This window comes from Georgenia alba, from assembly GCF_042665525.1.
GTDB classification, from domain to species: domain Bacteria; phylum Actinomycetota; class Actinomycetes; order Actinomycetales; family Actinomycetaceae; genus Allobogoriella; species Allobogoriella alba.
Map to the genome: position 1 here is coordinate 212,359 of NZ_JBHTCQ010000005.1, position 12,475 is coordinate 224,833.

At 73.6% G+C, this 12,475-nt stretch carries 14 protein-coding genes and 1 tRNA gene; 6 read left to right on the top strand and 9 right to left on the bottom strand.

The window, feature by feature from the left end:
* Nucleotide 1: 1 nt before the first annotated feature.
* A complete protein-coding gene (locus ACFQQL_RS18655) occupies nt 2-901 on the bottom strand; it encodes a DMT family transporter (RefSeq protein WP_382396673.1) in 900 nt (299 codons plus the stop codon).
* A gap of 58 nt (nt 902-959) precedes the next feature.
* Between ACFQQL_RS18655 and ACFQQL_RS18660 the strand changes: the two genes are divergently transcribed.
* Complete coding sequence (locus ACFQQL_RS18660; protein ID WP_382396674.1) at nt 960-1,562, top strand: TetR/AcrR family transcriptional regulator; 603 nt, start codon at nt 960-962, stop codon at nt 1,560-1,562.
* 25 nt (nt 1,563-1,587) lie between these two features.
* Here ACFQQL_RS18660 and ACFQQL_RS18665 read toward each other — a convergent pair whose 3' ends face one another.
* From ACFQQL_RS18665 to ACFQQL_RS18675, 3 genes are all read right to left on the bottom strand, one after another.
* A complete protein-coding gene (locus ACFQQL_RS18665) occupies nt 1,588-1,845 on the bottom strand; it encodes a GlsB/YeaQ/YmgE family stress response membrane protein (protein ID WP_382396675.1) in 258 nt (85 codons plus the stop codon).
* Nucleotides 1,846-1,943: 98 nt separating this feature from the next.
* Nucleotides 1,944-2,834 carry an EamA family transporter gene (locus ACFQQL_RS18670; RefSeq protein WP_382396676.1) on the bottom strand — a complete coding sequence of 297 codons (891 nt, stop codon included), beginning with the start codon at nt 2,832-2,834 and terminating at the stop codon, nt 1,944-1,946.
* On the bottom strand, nt 2,831-3,754 hold the full coding sequence (locus ACFQQL_RS18675) for an AEC family transporter (RefSeq protein ID WP_382396677.1): 924 nt from the start codon (nt 3,752-3,754) through the stop codon (nt 2,831-2,833). The genes ACFQQL_RS18670 and ACFQQL_RS18675 overlap by 4 nt, the downstream gene beginning before the upstream one ends.
* 86 nt (nt 3,755-3,840) lie before the next feature.
* Between ACFQQL_RS18675 and ACFQQL_RS18680 the strand changes: the two genes are divergently transcribed.
* Together ACFQQL_RS18680 and ACFQQL_RS18685 are read left to right on the top strand one after the other, a co-directional pair.
* Nucleotides 3,841-4,977: an alanine racemase gene (locus ACFQQL_RS18680; protein WP_382396678.1), complete on the top strand. Its 1,137-nt coding sequence runs from the start codon at nt 3,841-3,843 to the stop codon at nt 4,975-4,977.
* The gene (locus ACFQQL_RS18685) at nt 4,974-6,281 is read left to right on the top strand and encodes a D-arabinono-1,4-lactone oxidase (protein ID WP_382396679.1); all 1,308 of its coding nucleotides are present in this window, start codon (nt 4,974-4,976) and stop codon (nt 6,279-6,281) included. The genes ACFQQL_RS18680 and ACFQQL_RS18685 overlap by 4 nt, the downstream gene beginning before the upstream one ends.
* Here the strand turns inward: ACFQQL_RS18685 and ACFQQL_RS18690 are convergent.
* The 4 genes from ACFQQL_RS18690 to ACFQQL_RS18705 form a co-directional block, all read right to left on the bottom strand.
* Nucleotides 6,278-7,123: an endonuclease/exonuclease/phosphatase family protein gene (locus ACFQQL_RS18690; protein WP_382396817.1), complete on the bottom strand. Its 846-nt coding sequence runs from the start codon at nt 7,121-7,123 to the stop codon at nt 6,278-6,280. The genes ACFQQL_RS18685 and ACFQQL_RS18690 overlap by 4 nt on opposite strands.
* Nucleotides 7,054-7,488 carry a peptide-methionine (R)-S-oxide reductase MsrB gene (msrB, locus tag ACFQQL_RS18695; RefSeq protein WP_382396680.1) on the bottom strand — a complete coding sequence of 145 codons (435 nt, stop codon included), beginning with the start codon at nt 7,486-7,488 and terminating at the stop codon, nt 7,054-7,056. Before msrB ends, ACFQQL_RS18690 begins: the two co-directional genes overlap by 70 nt.
* A 42-nt stretch (nt 7,489-7,530) precedes the next feature.
* Nucleotides 7,531-9,312: a mechanosensitive ion channel family protein gene (locus tag ACFQQL_RS18700; protein ID WP_382396681.1), complete on the bottom strand. Its 1,782-nt coding sequence runs from the start codon at nt 9,310-9,312 to the stop codon at nt 7,531-7,533.
* 72 nt (nt 9,313-9,384) lie between these two features.
* Complete coding sequence (locus ACFQQL_RS18705) at nt 9,385-9,879, bottom strand: GNAT family N-acetyltransferase (RefSeq protein WP_382396682.1); 495 nt, start codon at nt 9,877-9,879, stop codon at nt 9,385-9,387.
* 55 nt (nt 9,880-9,934) lie between these two features.
* Between ACFQQL_RS18705 and ACFQQL_RS18710 the strand changes: the two genes are divergently transcribed.
* On the top strand, nt 9,935-10,966 hold the full coding sequence (locus tag ACFQQL_RS18710) for a 1-phosphofructokinase family hexose kinase (RefSeq protein WP_382396683.1): 1,032 nt from the start codon (nt 9,935-9,937) through the stop codon (nt 10,964-10,966).
* A 1-nt stretch (nt 10,967) separates the two neighbouring features.
* Nucleotides 10,968-11,837, top strand: a complete 870-nt coding sequence (surE, locus tag ACFQQL_RS18715) for a 5'/3'-nucleotidase SurE (protein ID WP_382396684.1) — start codon at nt 10,968-10,970, stop codon at nt 11,835-11,837.
* A 31-nt stretch (nt 11,838-11,868) separates the two neighbouring features.
* On the opposite strand, the gene ACFQQL_RS18720 is transcribed toward surE, so the two are convergent.
* Nucleotides 11,869-12,225, bottom strand: coding sequence for a metallopeptidase family protein (locus ACFQQL_RS18720; RefSeq protein WP_465254080.1), 357 nt, complete (start codon nt 12,223-12,225; stop codon nt 11,869-11,871).
* A gap of 173 nt (nt 12,226-12,398) precedes the next feature.
* On the opposite strand from ACFQQL_RS18720, the gene ACFQQL_RS18725 reads away from it, so the two are divergent.
* A tRNA-Glu gene (locus tag ACFQQL_RS18725) sits at nt 12,399-12,471 on the top strand.
* Nucleotides 12,472-12,475: the final 4 nt, after the last annotated feature.

Sequence of the window (12,475 nt, forward strand, 5' to 3'; positions counted from 1 at the left end):
GTCACGCTACCGCGCCGACCACCGCACGCCCGCGGCGCAGCACGACGGCGACCGCAAGGGCACACACGGCCGTGCCCACGTAGCCCATGACCGTGGGGCGCTCGCCGAGCATGGCCGCCGCCCACAGCATGGTGCAGGGCGGGGTGAGGTACAGCAGGGTCGACAGCCGGGTGGGCCCCCGCCGCCGGAGCACCAGGAAGTAGCAGCCGTAGCCGCCGAACGTCGACAGGACCACGACCCAGAGCACCGCGAGCCAGAAGCCCGGCTCCGCCGGTGGCCGGAGACCGTCGGTGGCCGCGGCTCCCACGACCAGCGAGACGGCGACCACGACCGTCTGCGCGCCGAGCGAGTCCACGAGGCCGTCGCGCAGCTGCCAGCGCTGGGCGAGCACAGTCCCGACGGACAGCGAGAGGGTGCCCGCGAGCGGCAACGCGTACGCCCACGCCGGGCCGGACGCCGCCCCCAGATCACCGGAGACCACCAGGGCCACGCCCACGACGCCGACCGCGAGGCCGACGAGCTGCCGGCCCGACTGCCGCTCCCCCGGCATTCGCCGCGCGAGGGCCGCGACCACCAGGGGCTGGAGCGCCGCGATCAGGGCCGCGGTCCCCGCGGGCACGCCGAGGCCGATGCCCGTGACGACCCCGCCGACGTAGCCGGCCTGACACAGGATGCCGAGCGCGACGTGCCGGGCCGGCCGGTCGCGGACCGGTCCGCGACGCAGCGCCGCCAGCACGACGACGAAGAGCACCGCGGCGGCGACGTACCGCCAGGTGAGCAGCGTCCCGGCGGGTGCGTACCGGGTGCCCAGATGTGCGCCGATGAAGCCGGAGCTCCAGGTGAGGATCAGGCCGGCCTCGGCCACCAGGCCGGTGAGCGCGGTTCGGGTCGAGAGAGCCATACCGCGAGGTAACCATACAGGTCGGTATACTCGCAGTGGAGCTCAGGAAGGAGACCCGATGCCACGCACGTCGCTCGACCAGACCGTCCTCGACCGCGAGGAGGTCCCGGCCCTGACTCCCGCGGGAGAGCGCCTCCTGGACGTGGCGTCCCGGCTCTTCTACAGCCACGGCATCCGCGCCGTCGGCGTGGACCGGGTGGCCGCGGAGGCCGGCACCACCAAGAAGACGCTGTACGACATCTTCGGCTCGAAGGATCTCCTGGTGGCGCTGTACCTGCACCGCCGGGGCGTCCGCTGGCGGTCGCACCTCACGGAGCGCCTCGCCGCCCGGGAGCCGGGCACCGACCGGCTGCTCGGCGTGTACGACGTCATCGCCGAGTGGCACGCCGACCAGGACCGCGGCTGCGCATTCGTCAACGCCTACGCCGAGATCGGCACCGCCGACCACCCGGCCCTGCCGGTCATCCGGGCGGACAAGGCCTACATGCGGGAGCTGTTCCGGCGGCTCGCCGTCGAGGCCGGCCGGGCCGACGCCGAGCGCACGGGCGACACCCTGCATCTCCTCTACGAGGGTGCGCTGGTCCTGTCCACCGCCGGCGCCCGGCCGGACGCGATCAGCGAGGCCCGCCGGGCCGCGCAGGACCTCCTCGCGAGGAACTGACGCCGGGTGTCGCCCGTGTCACGCCTCAGCGGGTGGTGCGGCGCCTGGTGAGCCCGAGGTAGAGCGAGATGAACACCATCGCCAGGATGATGCCGACGATCCACACGAGGATCGTGCTGCCGACGTTGAACACGTCCTGCACGAGCCATCCCCCGACGAAGGCACCGAGCGCTCCGAGGATGATGGTCCAGATGATGCCGATGTTCTGGTTGCCCTTCATGAACAGCCGCGCGAGCGCGCCGAAGATGGCTCCCAGAACCAGCAGACCGATGAGCGAACCCATGTGAGCACCTTTCTGTCAGGGCCGGAATCCGGCCGTCCGGGTGGTCCTGATCAGGAGGTTCCCAGCACCGCGGGGGTTCCGCATCTCGAGCGGCGGCCTCAAGCCCCCTCGGCCCGGCCGCGGGTCGTGCCCTCGCGGTTCGCGAGCAGCACGGCGACGGAGATCAGCGCCAGCCCGACGGCCTCCCCGACCGAGGGCACCTGCGCGAGCAGCACCAGGCCCACGACGAGCGACGTGGCCGGCAGCAGCGCCGTCAGCAGCGCGAACCTCCCCGCGGAGAGCCGGGTCAGCGCGACCTGGTCGACCGCGTACGGCACGAGCGAGGACAGCACACCCACGGCGAGCACCCCGAGCAGGATGCCCGGCGAGGCGAACGCCAGCGCCGCGGTCGGCGCGACCAGGGGCAGCAGCACCACCGACCCGACGGTCGAGCCGACGGCCAGCGACGTCAGGCCGTCCCGGTTCGTCGCGATCCGCCGGCCCAGGACGATGTAGGCGGCCCACGCAGCGCCGGACAGCACCGCGAACAGCACGCCGGTGCCCGTGCCCGGCCGGGACCAGTCGAGGCCGATGCCGCTGATCGAGACGACCCCGAGCAGGGCAGGCACCACTGCCAGACGGGTCCGCGCCGTGCGGGCGCCTGTCACCGCGACGGCCACCGGGCCGAGGTACTCCAGGGAGATCGCCGTCCCGAGCGCCAGGTGGTCGATGGCGGTGTAGAACAGCAGGTTCATGCCGCCGAGGATGGTGCCGAACAGGGAGGATGCGGCCAGCATGCGGCCGGTCCAGCGGACCCGCCACGGTTTGCGCCAGACGAGCAGCACGACGGCGGAGACCGGCAGCCGCCACCACGCCACCGTGGTGGCGGGGAGGTGGGCGAACAGGCCGACGGCCACGGCGCTGCCGAGGTGCTGGCTCAGGCCGGCACCCATGAACAGCGCCTCGGCGGGCACCTGCCGCCGGACCGAGGGTTCGCCGCCCGCCGTCATCCGAGCAACGCGACCAGGGCGACGATCACGGGCACGCACACGATGGTGGTCAGCAGCACGGTGTCGCGCACCATCGGCACCGCCCGGCCGTACCGCATGGCGTAGACGAACACGTTCTGCGCCGTCGGCAGTGCGGCCACGATCACCGGGGCCAGCAGCGCCCGTCCCTCCAGGCCGAGGACCTGGCTGCCGAGGAGGTATGCGATCGCCGGACCCCCGAGGCAGCGCAGCACCATGGCTGTCCACATCGGCCCGCGGACCTCGCCACGCCCCGGCAGCGGGGCGCCACGGAGCGAGAAGCCGAAGGCGATGAGCATCGTCGGCACCGCCATGTCCGCCAGCAGGTCGATCGGCATCATGACCGGCTCCGGGACCCGGGCCCCGACCATGGCGATGACCAGGCCGGCGGCGACCGAGAGGACCAGCGGGTTCGCCAGCGGCGTGAGGAGCGCCTGGACGCCGGAGAACCCGCTACGGCCGGTCTGCCGGTCGAGGATCGTGAAGACCACCGGCACCATGACGAGGAGCTGCAGCAGCAGGACCGGCGCGATGGCCGCCGCGTCGCCGACCGCGAAGACCAGCAGCGGGATGCCCAGGTTCCCGGCGTTGACGTAGCTGACCGTGAGCGCCCCGAGCGTCAGGTCGGGGCCGCGGAGCGAGGTCAGGAGCCGGCCGAGCACCGCGAACACCAGGGCGAGCAGGAGCGCGGTCGCGACGTTCACCACCGCGCCCGCGGAGAAGACCGTCGCGACGTCGGCGTCGGCCACGGTGCGGAACATCAGGGCGGGCGTCGCGGCGTAGAACGTCAGCCGGGCCAGGACGCTGTCCGCGCCGTCGGGCAACGCCTTCCAGCGGGCGAGCAGGTAGCCGAGGACCACGACGACCGTGAGGCTGGCGAAGCCCACCAGCACCTCGCCCACTCGATCGCCTCCCCTCGGCCGCCGTACATCCTCCCACCTCGACGAACGGCGGACCGCGGCCGTCCGCCCGTCGATAGGGTCGCTCAATGATCCGCCGATGGGACCGCGCCACCGCCGACCTGGCCGCGCCGTTCGCCGTCGTCGACCTCGAGGCGTTCGACGCCAACGCCGCGGACCTGCTGGCCAGAGCGGGAGGCCGGCCGGTCCGCGTGGCGTCGAAGTCCGTGCGCTGCCTGCCGCTGCTGCGCCGCGCCCACGAGCGGGGCTTCACCGGCACGATGGCGTACTCGCTGCCCGAGGCGCTCTGGCTGGTCGGCAACGGCCTGCGCGACGTCTTCGTGGCCTACCCCACGGCCGACCGGGCCGCCCTGCGGGCACTCGCCGACGACGCAGCCGCGGCCTCCAGCACCACTCTCACCATCGACAGCCTCGAGCACGTGGAGCTCCTGGCCGCGATGCGCGGCCGGCACGCGTTCCGCGTCGCGCTCGACGTCGACGCGTCGCTCCGCCTCGGCCCGCTCCACCTGGGGGTGCGACGGTCACCGGTACGGACCCCCACCGATGCCGTCGCCGTCGCCCGGGCCGCCGGACGGGCGGGCCTGCAGGTCGTCGGCCTGATGTTCTACGACGCCCAGATCGCCGGCCTGCCGGACACCTCCGCGGCCGTCCGGCTGGTCAAGGCCCGCTCCCACGCCGAGCTGCTGCGACGGCGGGCGGAGGTCGCCGCGGCGGTGCGGGAGGTGTCCGACCTGGAGTTCGTCAACGGCGGCGGCACCGGAAGCCTGCATCTCACGGCCCAAGACCCGACCGTCACCGAGCTCGCCGCCGGCTCCGGGCTGTACGGCCCCACGCTCTTCGACGGCTACCGGGCCTTCCGGCCACGCCCTGCGGCCGCTTTCGCGTTGCCCGTCACGCGCCACCCGGGCCGCGGCCTGGTCACCGCCTTCGCGGGCGGTTACATCGCCTCCGGCCCGCCCGGCTGGTCGCGGGTGCCGCGGCCGGTGGCGGCGCTGCGGCTGCTGCGCGCCGAGGGCGCCGGCGAGGTCCAGACGCCGCTGCGCGGCCCCGCCGCCGACGGCCTGCGGCTCGGTGACCGGGTGTGGTTCCGCCACGCGAAGGCCGGCGAGCTGGCCGAGCGGTTCGAGGCGTTCCACCTCCTCGCCGGCGAGCGCCTGGTCGAGACCGTGCCGACGTACCGCGGCGCCGGGAAGGCCTTCGGGTGACGGGCACCTGGCGGAACTGGGCCGGCACGGTCCACGCCAGGCCCGCCGAGACCGTGGTGGCCATGTCGGTCGAGGACGTCCGGTCCGCCGTCGAGCGGGCGCGGCCGCGCGGCCTGAGGGTCAAGGCGGTGGGGGCGGGACATTCGTTCACCCCGATCGCGCGCACCGACGGCGTCGCCGTCCGGCTCGACGGGCTGCGCGGCCTGACGGCGGCCGACCTGCCGGAGCGACGGGTCCGGGTCCGCGCCGGGACGCCGCTGCACGAGCTCAACCCGGCGTTGCAGGCCCTCGGGCTGGCGCTGCCCAACCTCGGCGACATCGACCGGCAGAGCCTGGCCGGCGCCCTCGCCACCGGCACGCACGGCACGGGTGGTCGCCGGCACGGGATCGCCTCCGCGGTGACCGGCCTGCGGCTGGTGCTCGCGGACGGCTCGCTGCTGTGGTGCTCGGCCGAGGAGGAGCCGGCGGTGTTCGAGGCGGCGCGGGTGGGGCTCGGCGCGCTCGGCATCGTCGTCGAGGCGGAGCTGCAGTGCGTGCCCGCGTTCCTGCTGCGGGCACGGGAAGGCTCGGACACGCTCTCGGCGATGCTCGACGGTGCGGCGCTAAGGGCCGCCGAGGAGCACGACCACTTCGAGCTCTACTGGTTCCCGCACACCGACCGGGTCCAGACCAAGCGGAACGACCGGGCCGCGCCGCACGCGCCGCGCCGGCCCCTGCCGGCGTGGCGCGCGTGGCTCGACGACGAGCTGCTCGCCAACGACGCGTTCGAGCTGGTCAACCGGATCGGTGCCTGGCGGCCCCGGCTCGTGCCGCCGCTCGCCCGGCTGAGCGCCCGCGCGCTGTCCGGCCGGGAGTTCGTGGACCACTCCTGGCGGGTGTTCTGCTCCTCGCGGCGGGTCCGGTTCGTCGAGTGCGAGTACGCGGTGCCGCGGGCGTCGGTCGGAGAGGTGCTCCGGGCGCTGCGGGACTGGGTGGACGCGCACGACGTCGCGGTGTCCTTTCCCGTCGAGGTCCGGTTCCTCGCCGGTGACGACGTCTGGCTCTCCACGGCCCACGGCCGGGACACCGCCTACGTGGCCGTGCACCAGTACCACCGGGTGGATCCCGGACCGTACTTCGCGGCGTTCGAGGCGATCGCCGGCGAGCACGAGGGACGGCCGCACTGGGGCAAGGTGCACACCCTGACGGCGGACGACCTCGCGCCGCGGTACGCCCGCTTCGACGACTTCCGAGCGGTCCGGGACCGGCTCGACCCGGACCGGGTGTTCGGCAACCGCTACCTGGAGCAGGTGCTGGGCGCCTAGGCGAGCGCGACGCCGATCCCGGCGTGGTCCGATACGGACAGGTGGTGCACCCGGCCCGGGCCCCCGGCCCGCACGCCGCAGCCGAGCAGGTGGTCGATCTGCTTGCGCGGGTGGGCGTTGGTGAACGTCAGGCCGGACGCCAGAGGAGCGAACCCGGCCGGGGCGGTGACGGCGGCGACGGCCTGCGGGCCGAGGTTGAGGTCTCCGCCGAGCAGCTGCGGGCCCGGCAGCGCGCGCAGGGCGTCCACGCAGGTGGCGAGCTGCCGCCGGGCGACGCCGTTGAGCACCGACAGGTGCGCGACGCCTACCGTGAGCGGTCCGCCCGGGGTGCTGAGCACGCCCGCGAGGAGCACCCGGTCCTCATCCGGCCACCAGCCGCTTGCCGCCCACCACGGCCCCGGCATCCGCCGCAGCCCGCTACCCCGTAGCCGCCTGACGTGCCAGCTCCTGACGGGCACGCGACTGAGGAGAGCCACGCCGTAGCCGCGACGGACGGTCGACCGGCGTGCGGGCAGGAGCAGCCCCCCGGGTGCGACGGCGAGGGCAGCGGCGAAGCGGTGGCTCATGCCCAGCTCGCGGGCGAGCTCACCGGCCTGGTCGAGGTTACCCGAGCGCGGGTGGTACCGGTCCACCTCCTGCAGCAGGACGACGTCGGCTTCGGTCCGGGCGACCTCCTCGGCGGCCCGTCGCAGGGTCGCGCGACTCGCCCGGCTGCCGGCGTCGGGCGCGGTCGCCGCCGGCAGGCCGTGCTGGAGATTGAGGGTCAGGACCCTCAGGCCGTCGGCGACGTCGACTCCCTGTCGTGCTCGTTCTCGAACGTCAGAGCCACCGAGTTCATGCAGTAGCGGTCGCCGGTCGGGGTCTGCGGCGCGTCGTCGAAGACGTGGCCGAGGTGGGAGCCGCACGCGGCGCACCGCACCTCGGTCCGCACCATCCCGTGCGAACGATCCTCGACGAGCTCGACGGCGTCGGAGTCCTGCGGTGCATAGAAGCTCGGCCAGCCGCAGTGCGACTCGAACTTGGTCGTCGAACGGAAGAGCTCGGCGCCGCAGGCGCGGCAGCGGTAGATGCCCTCCCGGTGCTCGTTCAGCAGCGCACCGGTGAACGCACGCTCCGTGGCGGCCCGGCGCAGTACCTGGAACTCGAACGGGTCCAGGATGCTCTGCCACTCCTCGTCGGACCGGGAGACCTTCTGGGGCTTCGTCATGTCCCTATGGTGCGCCCACCGCAGGCGTCCGTGCACGCGCGGTCACAGGGGGTCGCCCCGGCGACCCATCGGGTTCTCGTCCTCGTCCACCTCGCGGGTCTCGTCGCCGGTCTCGTCGTCGGTCTCGTCGCCGGTCTCGTCCGTCGCCTCGAGCCGGGCGGTCTCCCCCGTCGCCGTCACCGGGCTGGTCGGCTGCTCCTCCGCCGTCGTCTCCTCGGTGGCCGGCTCGTCCTGATCGCCACCGGACTCGGGGATCTCGCCGGTCTGCTCGGCCGCACGCCGCTCGGCCGCACGCTGCCGCTCCGTGTAGACCTCCTCGCTCGGCCCGCTGAAGTCCTCCGCCCGCTTCTCCGCCTCGGGCGAGCCGGTGAAGAACGCGGACGGGTGAGACCCGCTGGAGGTCGTCGGGCCGGGCTCGGTCGCGGTCTCCGGGTCTACCGTGCGGCCCTTGAGCGAGGTCCGCTCCGGCAGCGGGATGTTCATGACGACGGTCTTGTCCACCGAGGGCCGGGGGCGCGGGTCGTGACGAACCGGAAGGCCCTCGCGCACACGCTTGCGGTCCTCACGCTCGGCCCGCCGGCGGGCTCGGCGGGCTGCCGCCTCCCGCACCTTGCGGCGTTCGGGGTCCTCCTGGGCGCGCAGGTCGGTGAGGGTGTCGACGGCCAGCTCGTCCGGCGGGAGGTGCTCGGGCGTGCTGAGCTCCGCCATCTCCTCGGCGAGCACGCCGCTGCTGAGGGCGGGGCCATCCGGCTCCTGGGTCACCCGGTACTCGTCCACGCGGCTGCGTGGCAGTGCGTACGGCGCGTTCGTCTGCAACCAGTCCACCAGGGACTCGCGCAGGTAGTACTTCAGGTCGGTGATCGTCGGGGCGTCCTTGGCGGAGACCAGTGCCCGGATGCGGATGAACCCCCCGGTGGCGTCGTAGACCTGCAGCACCCCGACCCGGTGGTCCCACAGCTCGCTGGCCCCGAGGAGCCGCTCGAGCTCGGCTCGCACCGCGGGGATCGGGACACGCCAGTCGACGTCGAGCTCGACGGTGCCCAGCAGGGACGGCGCCCGCCGGGTCCAGTTCTCGAACGGGGTGGTGGTGAAGTACGTGGAGGGCATCACCATGCGCCGGTCGTCCCAGATCCGCACGACGACGTAGGTGAGGGTGATCTCCTCGATGTAGCCGAACTCCTCCTCGACGATGACGATGTCGTCGACGCGGAGCGAGTCCGTCAGGGCGATCTGCAGGCCGGCGAAGACGCTGCCGAGGGTGGTCTGGGCCGCGAGGCCGGCCACCACGGAGATGATGCCTGCGGAGGCGAGGATCGACGCGCCCGCGGCCCGGGCACCCGGGAACGTGAGCAGGATGCCGGCGATGCCGATGATGACGACGACCGCGACGGCGACGCGCCGGATGACCTGGGACTGGGTCTGGATACGGCGGGATCGTCCGCTCGTGGCGTCGTCACCCAGCCGGGCGAGGATCACGTCCTCCGCGACGCGGATGAGCCCGGCGGCCAGCCACACCGCGGTCGCGATGAGGACGATCAGCAGCGTGTGCTGGGTGGCGGCGCGCCAGGTCGGCTCCTCGACGCCCCGGGGTATCGGGGTGGAGGCGACGAACCCGATCCACGTCCCGACCACCGTGCCGATGACGAGGAACGGGCGCCGGCACCGTTGACGGATGAACCGGGCCACCGGCTTGCCTCGCGCGATGACCCTGATCAACGCGGCGATGAGCACCGCGGCCAGGAAGCCGCCGACGAGGCCGACCGACGTCCACAGGGCCACGGATACCGCGCGGAACGTCAGCTCGATGGTCTGTTCGGTATCCATGGGCACCAGGCTATGAGGGGATGCTGGACCGTGCCTGGGTTCCCCCTGGACGGCGCTCGACGTGTGCCGCGATCACAGGTCCTTGCCCAGGAAGACGTCCACGTACGGGTTCTCCTCGTAGGGCTCGGCGCTCGTGTAGCCGGCCGAGCGGAACAGCGCCATCGCCTCCGACAGGGATCGGTTGAGGCTGAGTACGACGCGCCGGGCACCGAGGGCGCGTGCCCGGTTCTCCAGCGAGCGCAGCAGGAACCGCCCCAGGCCCTCCCCGCGGACGCCGGGCACCAGCCACATCCGCTGCAGCTCCGCGACCCCAGAGGAGTCCGGCCGCACGCGCACGCCGCCGCAGCCGAGGACGGCCGAGGTGCCGAGCTCGGTGACCAGCACGAAGTCGCCGTGCGGCGGGGTGCACTCCTCCGGCGGGACGGCCTCGACCAGCTCGGCGCGGAACCCGCCCTCGAGCCGTTCGTCGAGCTCCGCGAAGTAGGCGGAGAGCGCACGGGCCGCGCGCTCGCTCGCGGCCTGTCCCTCGAGGAGACGAACCGGCCGGGCCGCCGCTGACATCGTCATCGCAACATGGTGCCCCGCATGGTGGTCCGGCGCCAGGACACCTAGTCTCGCGCTCATGCATGCCTCACCGTCGAGCGCCGGGCCAGGAGGGCGGCCGCGCATCTGCGTGGTCGCCCCGACCCCGCTGCTCGTGATGGAGATCGCCGCCGGTGCGCCGGGTCAGACGAGCGCACCGACGACGCCCGGGACCGCCCCGTCCGCCCAGCCGGACGAGCGTGCGCACGCGGACGTCCACATGCATCCGGGCGGTCAGGGACTGTGGGTGGCCCGGATGGCGGTCTCGCTGGGGGCCGAGGTCACCGTCTGCGCCCCGTTCGGCGGGGAGCTGGGCGGATCTGTCATGCAGATGCTCGACGGCGCCGACCTGACGATCCACGCGGTCAACTCCGCGGCCGGGAACGGGGCGTACGTGTTCGACCTGCGTGGCGAGGACCGCGAGACCGTCGCCCACATGCCACCGCCGGCCCTGACCAGGCATGAGCTGGACGACCTCTACGGCACGGTGCTGGTCGACGCGCTGGAGTCCGACGTGCTCGTGGTGACCGGCGCGGAGCCCGCGTCGGTGGTGCCGGCCTCGTTCTTCGGCCGGATCATCGGAGACGTGCGTTCGGCCGGCAAGCCCGTGGTCGCGGACCTGTCCGGCGACGCCGCGCTCGCGGCCGCGGAGGCCGGGCCGACGGTGCTGAAGATGAGCCACGAGGAGGTCGTCTCGGCCGACCTCGCCGACGACGAGGGCCCCGCGGCGCTCCGGGAGGCCGGCCGTCGGCTGGTGGCCGGCGGTGTCGGTGCGATGGTCATCTCGCGCGCGGAGGACCCGGCGCTCCTGGTGACGCAGGAAGGTGCGAGCTACGCCGTCGGGCCGGTGGTCAGCCCGCTGGACCACCGCGGTGCCGGCGACTCGATGACGGCGGGGATCGCCGTCGGGCTGGGGCGCGGCCTGGACGTCACCGAATCCGTGCGCCTCGGCGCCGCGGCCGGCGCGCTCAACGTCACCCGCCGCGGGCTCGGCACCGGTCGGCGCGACCAGATCGAGCGGTTCGCCGAGCAGATCACCATCGAGGACGCCCAGGACGAGGAGACTGGATGACGTGCAGGTCCTCGTGACGAACGACGACGGGATCGACTCCCCAGGCCTGACCGTGCTGGCCGAGGCGGCGCTCGCCGCCGGCCACGAGGTGGCGGTGGTGGCACCCCACCGCCAGTACTCGGGTGCGTCCGCCGCGCTGACGGCGCAGGAGACCGAGGGACAGCTCGTCTTCGTCGACGCCCGGCCGCCGGGCCTGCCGGAGCAGGTCCGCGCGTTCGGGGTGAAGGCGGCGCCCGGTCTCATCGGATTCGTGGCGTCGTTCGGTGCGTTCGGGTTCCGGCCGGACCTCGTGATGTCGGGGATCAACCTCGGCGCCAACACGGGCCGCGCGACGTTGCACTCCGGGACCGTGGGGGCGGCGCTGGCGGCCGCGTCGCACGGCATCCGTTCGATGGCCGTGTCGATCGCCGCGGGAGACCCGCAGCACTGGCAGACCGCGCGGCGGGTCACCGACCACGCCCTGGCCTGGCTGACGTCCTGCGAGGACCCCGACGACCGCGTCCTCAACGTCAACGTCCCCGACGTCGCCCCGGACCGTCTGCGCGGGATCCGCCCGGCAACGCTGGCGAGCTTCGGCGCGGTCCAGGCACGGGTCAAGGAGCTCGAGACGGGCTACGTCCAGCTGACCTACACCGGCGTCGAGGCCGAGGAGGAGCCCGGCACCGACCACTACCTGCTGGCCCGCGGCTGGGCGACGCTCACCATGCTGCGAGCCCCCGTGGCGGACGACGCCGGGCTGACCCTGCCGCGGGTCGACGGCACCCAGTCCGCCGCGGCCGGGCACGAGGGTGAGCCGCTGGTCGACGTCTCCGCCGGGACGGTCATGTCGACGGGTGCGGACGCCCCCGCCGGGGAGATCGACGAGGAGTGACCCACCGCCGAGTCGTCAACGTCGCGGGTTCTCAGGCCCAGCCGAGCTCGTGCAGCCGGGCGTCGTCGATCCCGAAGTGATGGGCGATCTCGTGGACCACCGTGACGGCGACCTCCTCGACCACCTCCTCCTCGCTCGCGCACAGCCGCAACGTCGGGCCACGGAAGATGGTGATCCGGTCCGGCAGGGAGCCCGCCGCCCACCACTCGCCCCGCTCGGTGAGCGGCGTGCCCTCGTAGATCCCCAGCAGGTCGGGCTCGTCCACGAGCTGCTCCGGTGACGGCTCGTCCTCCACGAGCACGACGACGTTGTCCATGTGCGCGGTCAGCTCGGGCGGGATGAGGTCGAGAGCCTCGGAGACGGCATCCTCGAAGGCCTCTCGGGACATGGTCACCACACGCTCCATGGTGCCCTGCCGGGGTCCGCGGGGCACGACCGAGCGGTGCCCGCACGCGTGACCATCGGCACACGGTGAGCGCTTTGCCCGGCGGGCCCGCTTGCCCGTATGCTGTCCGAGGTCTTGGGGCGCTCCGGCGTCACGGGCGTCCACGGCTTCACCGGGCCCCCATCGTCTAGCGGCCTAGGACCCCGCCCTTTCACGGCGGTAGCACGGGTTCGAATCCCGTTGGGGGTACGCA

Bases quoted from the DNA above. Each gene is read 5' to 3' on its own strand.
- ACFQQL_RS18655 (WP_382396673.1), bottom strand. From the start codon at position 901: ATGGCTCTCTCGACCCGAACCGCGCTCACCGGCCTGGTGGCCGAGGCC.
- ACFQQL_RS18660 (WP_382396674.1), top strand. From the start codon at position 960: ATGCCACGCACGTCGCTCGACCAGACCGTCCTCGACCGCGAGGAGGTC.
- ACFQQL_RS18665 (WP_382396675.1), bottom strand. From the start codon at position 1,845: ATGGGTTCGCTCATCGGTCTGCTGGTTCTGGGAGCCATCTTCGGCGCG.
- ACFQQL_RS18670 (WP_382396676.1), bottom strand. From the start codon at position 2,834: ATGACGGCGGGCGGCGAACCCTCGGTCCGGCGGCAGGTGCCCGCCGAG.
- ACFQQL_RS18680 (WP_382396678.1), top strand. From the start codon at position 3,841: ATGATCCGCCGATGGGACCGCGCCACCGCCGACCTGGCCGCGCCGTTC.
- msrB (WP_382396680.1), bottom strand. From the start codon at position 7,488: ATGACGAAGCCCCAGAAGGTCTCCCGGTCCGACGAGGAGTGGCAGAGC.
- ACFQQL_RS18700 (WP_382396681.1), bottom strand. From the start codon at position 9,312: ATGGATACCGAACAGACCATCGAGCTGACGTTCCGCGCGGTATCCGTG.
- ACFQQL_RS18705 (WP_382396682.1), bottom strand. From the start codon at position 9,879: ATGACGATGTCAGCGGCGGCCCGGCCGGTTCGTCTCCTCGAGGGACAG.
- ACFQQL_RS18710 (WP_382396683.1), top strand. From the start codon at position 9,935: ATGCATGCCTCACCGTCGAGCGCCGGGCCAGGAGGGCGGCCGCGCATC.
- ACFQQL_RS18720 (WP_465254080.1), bottom strand. From the start codon at position 12,225: ATGTCCCGAGAGGCCTTCGAGGATGCCGTCTCCGAGGCTCTCGACCTC.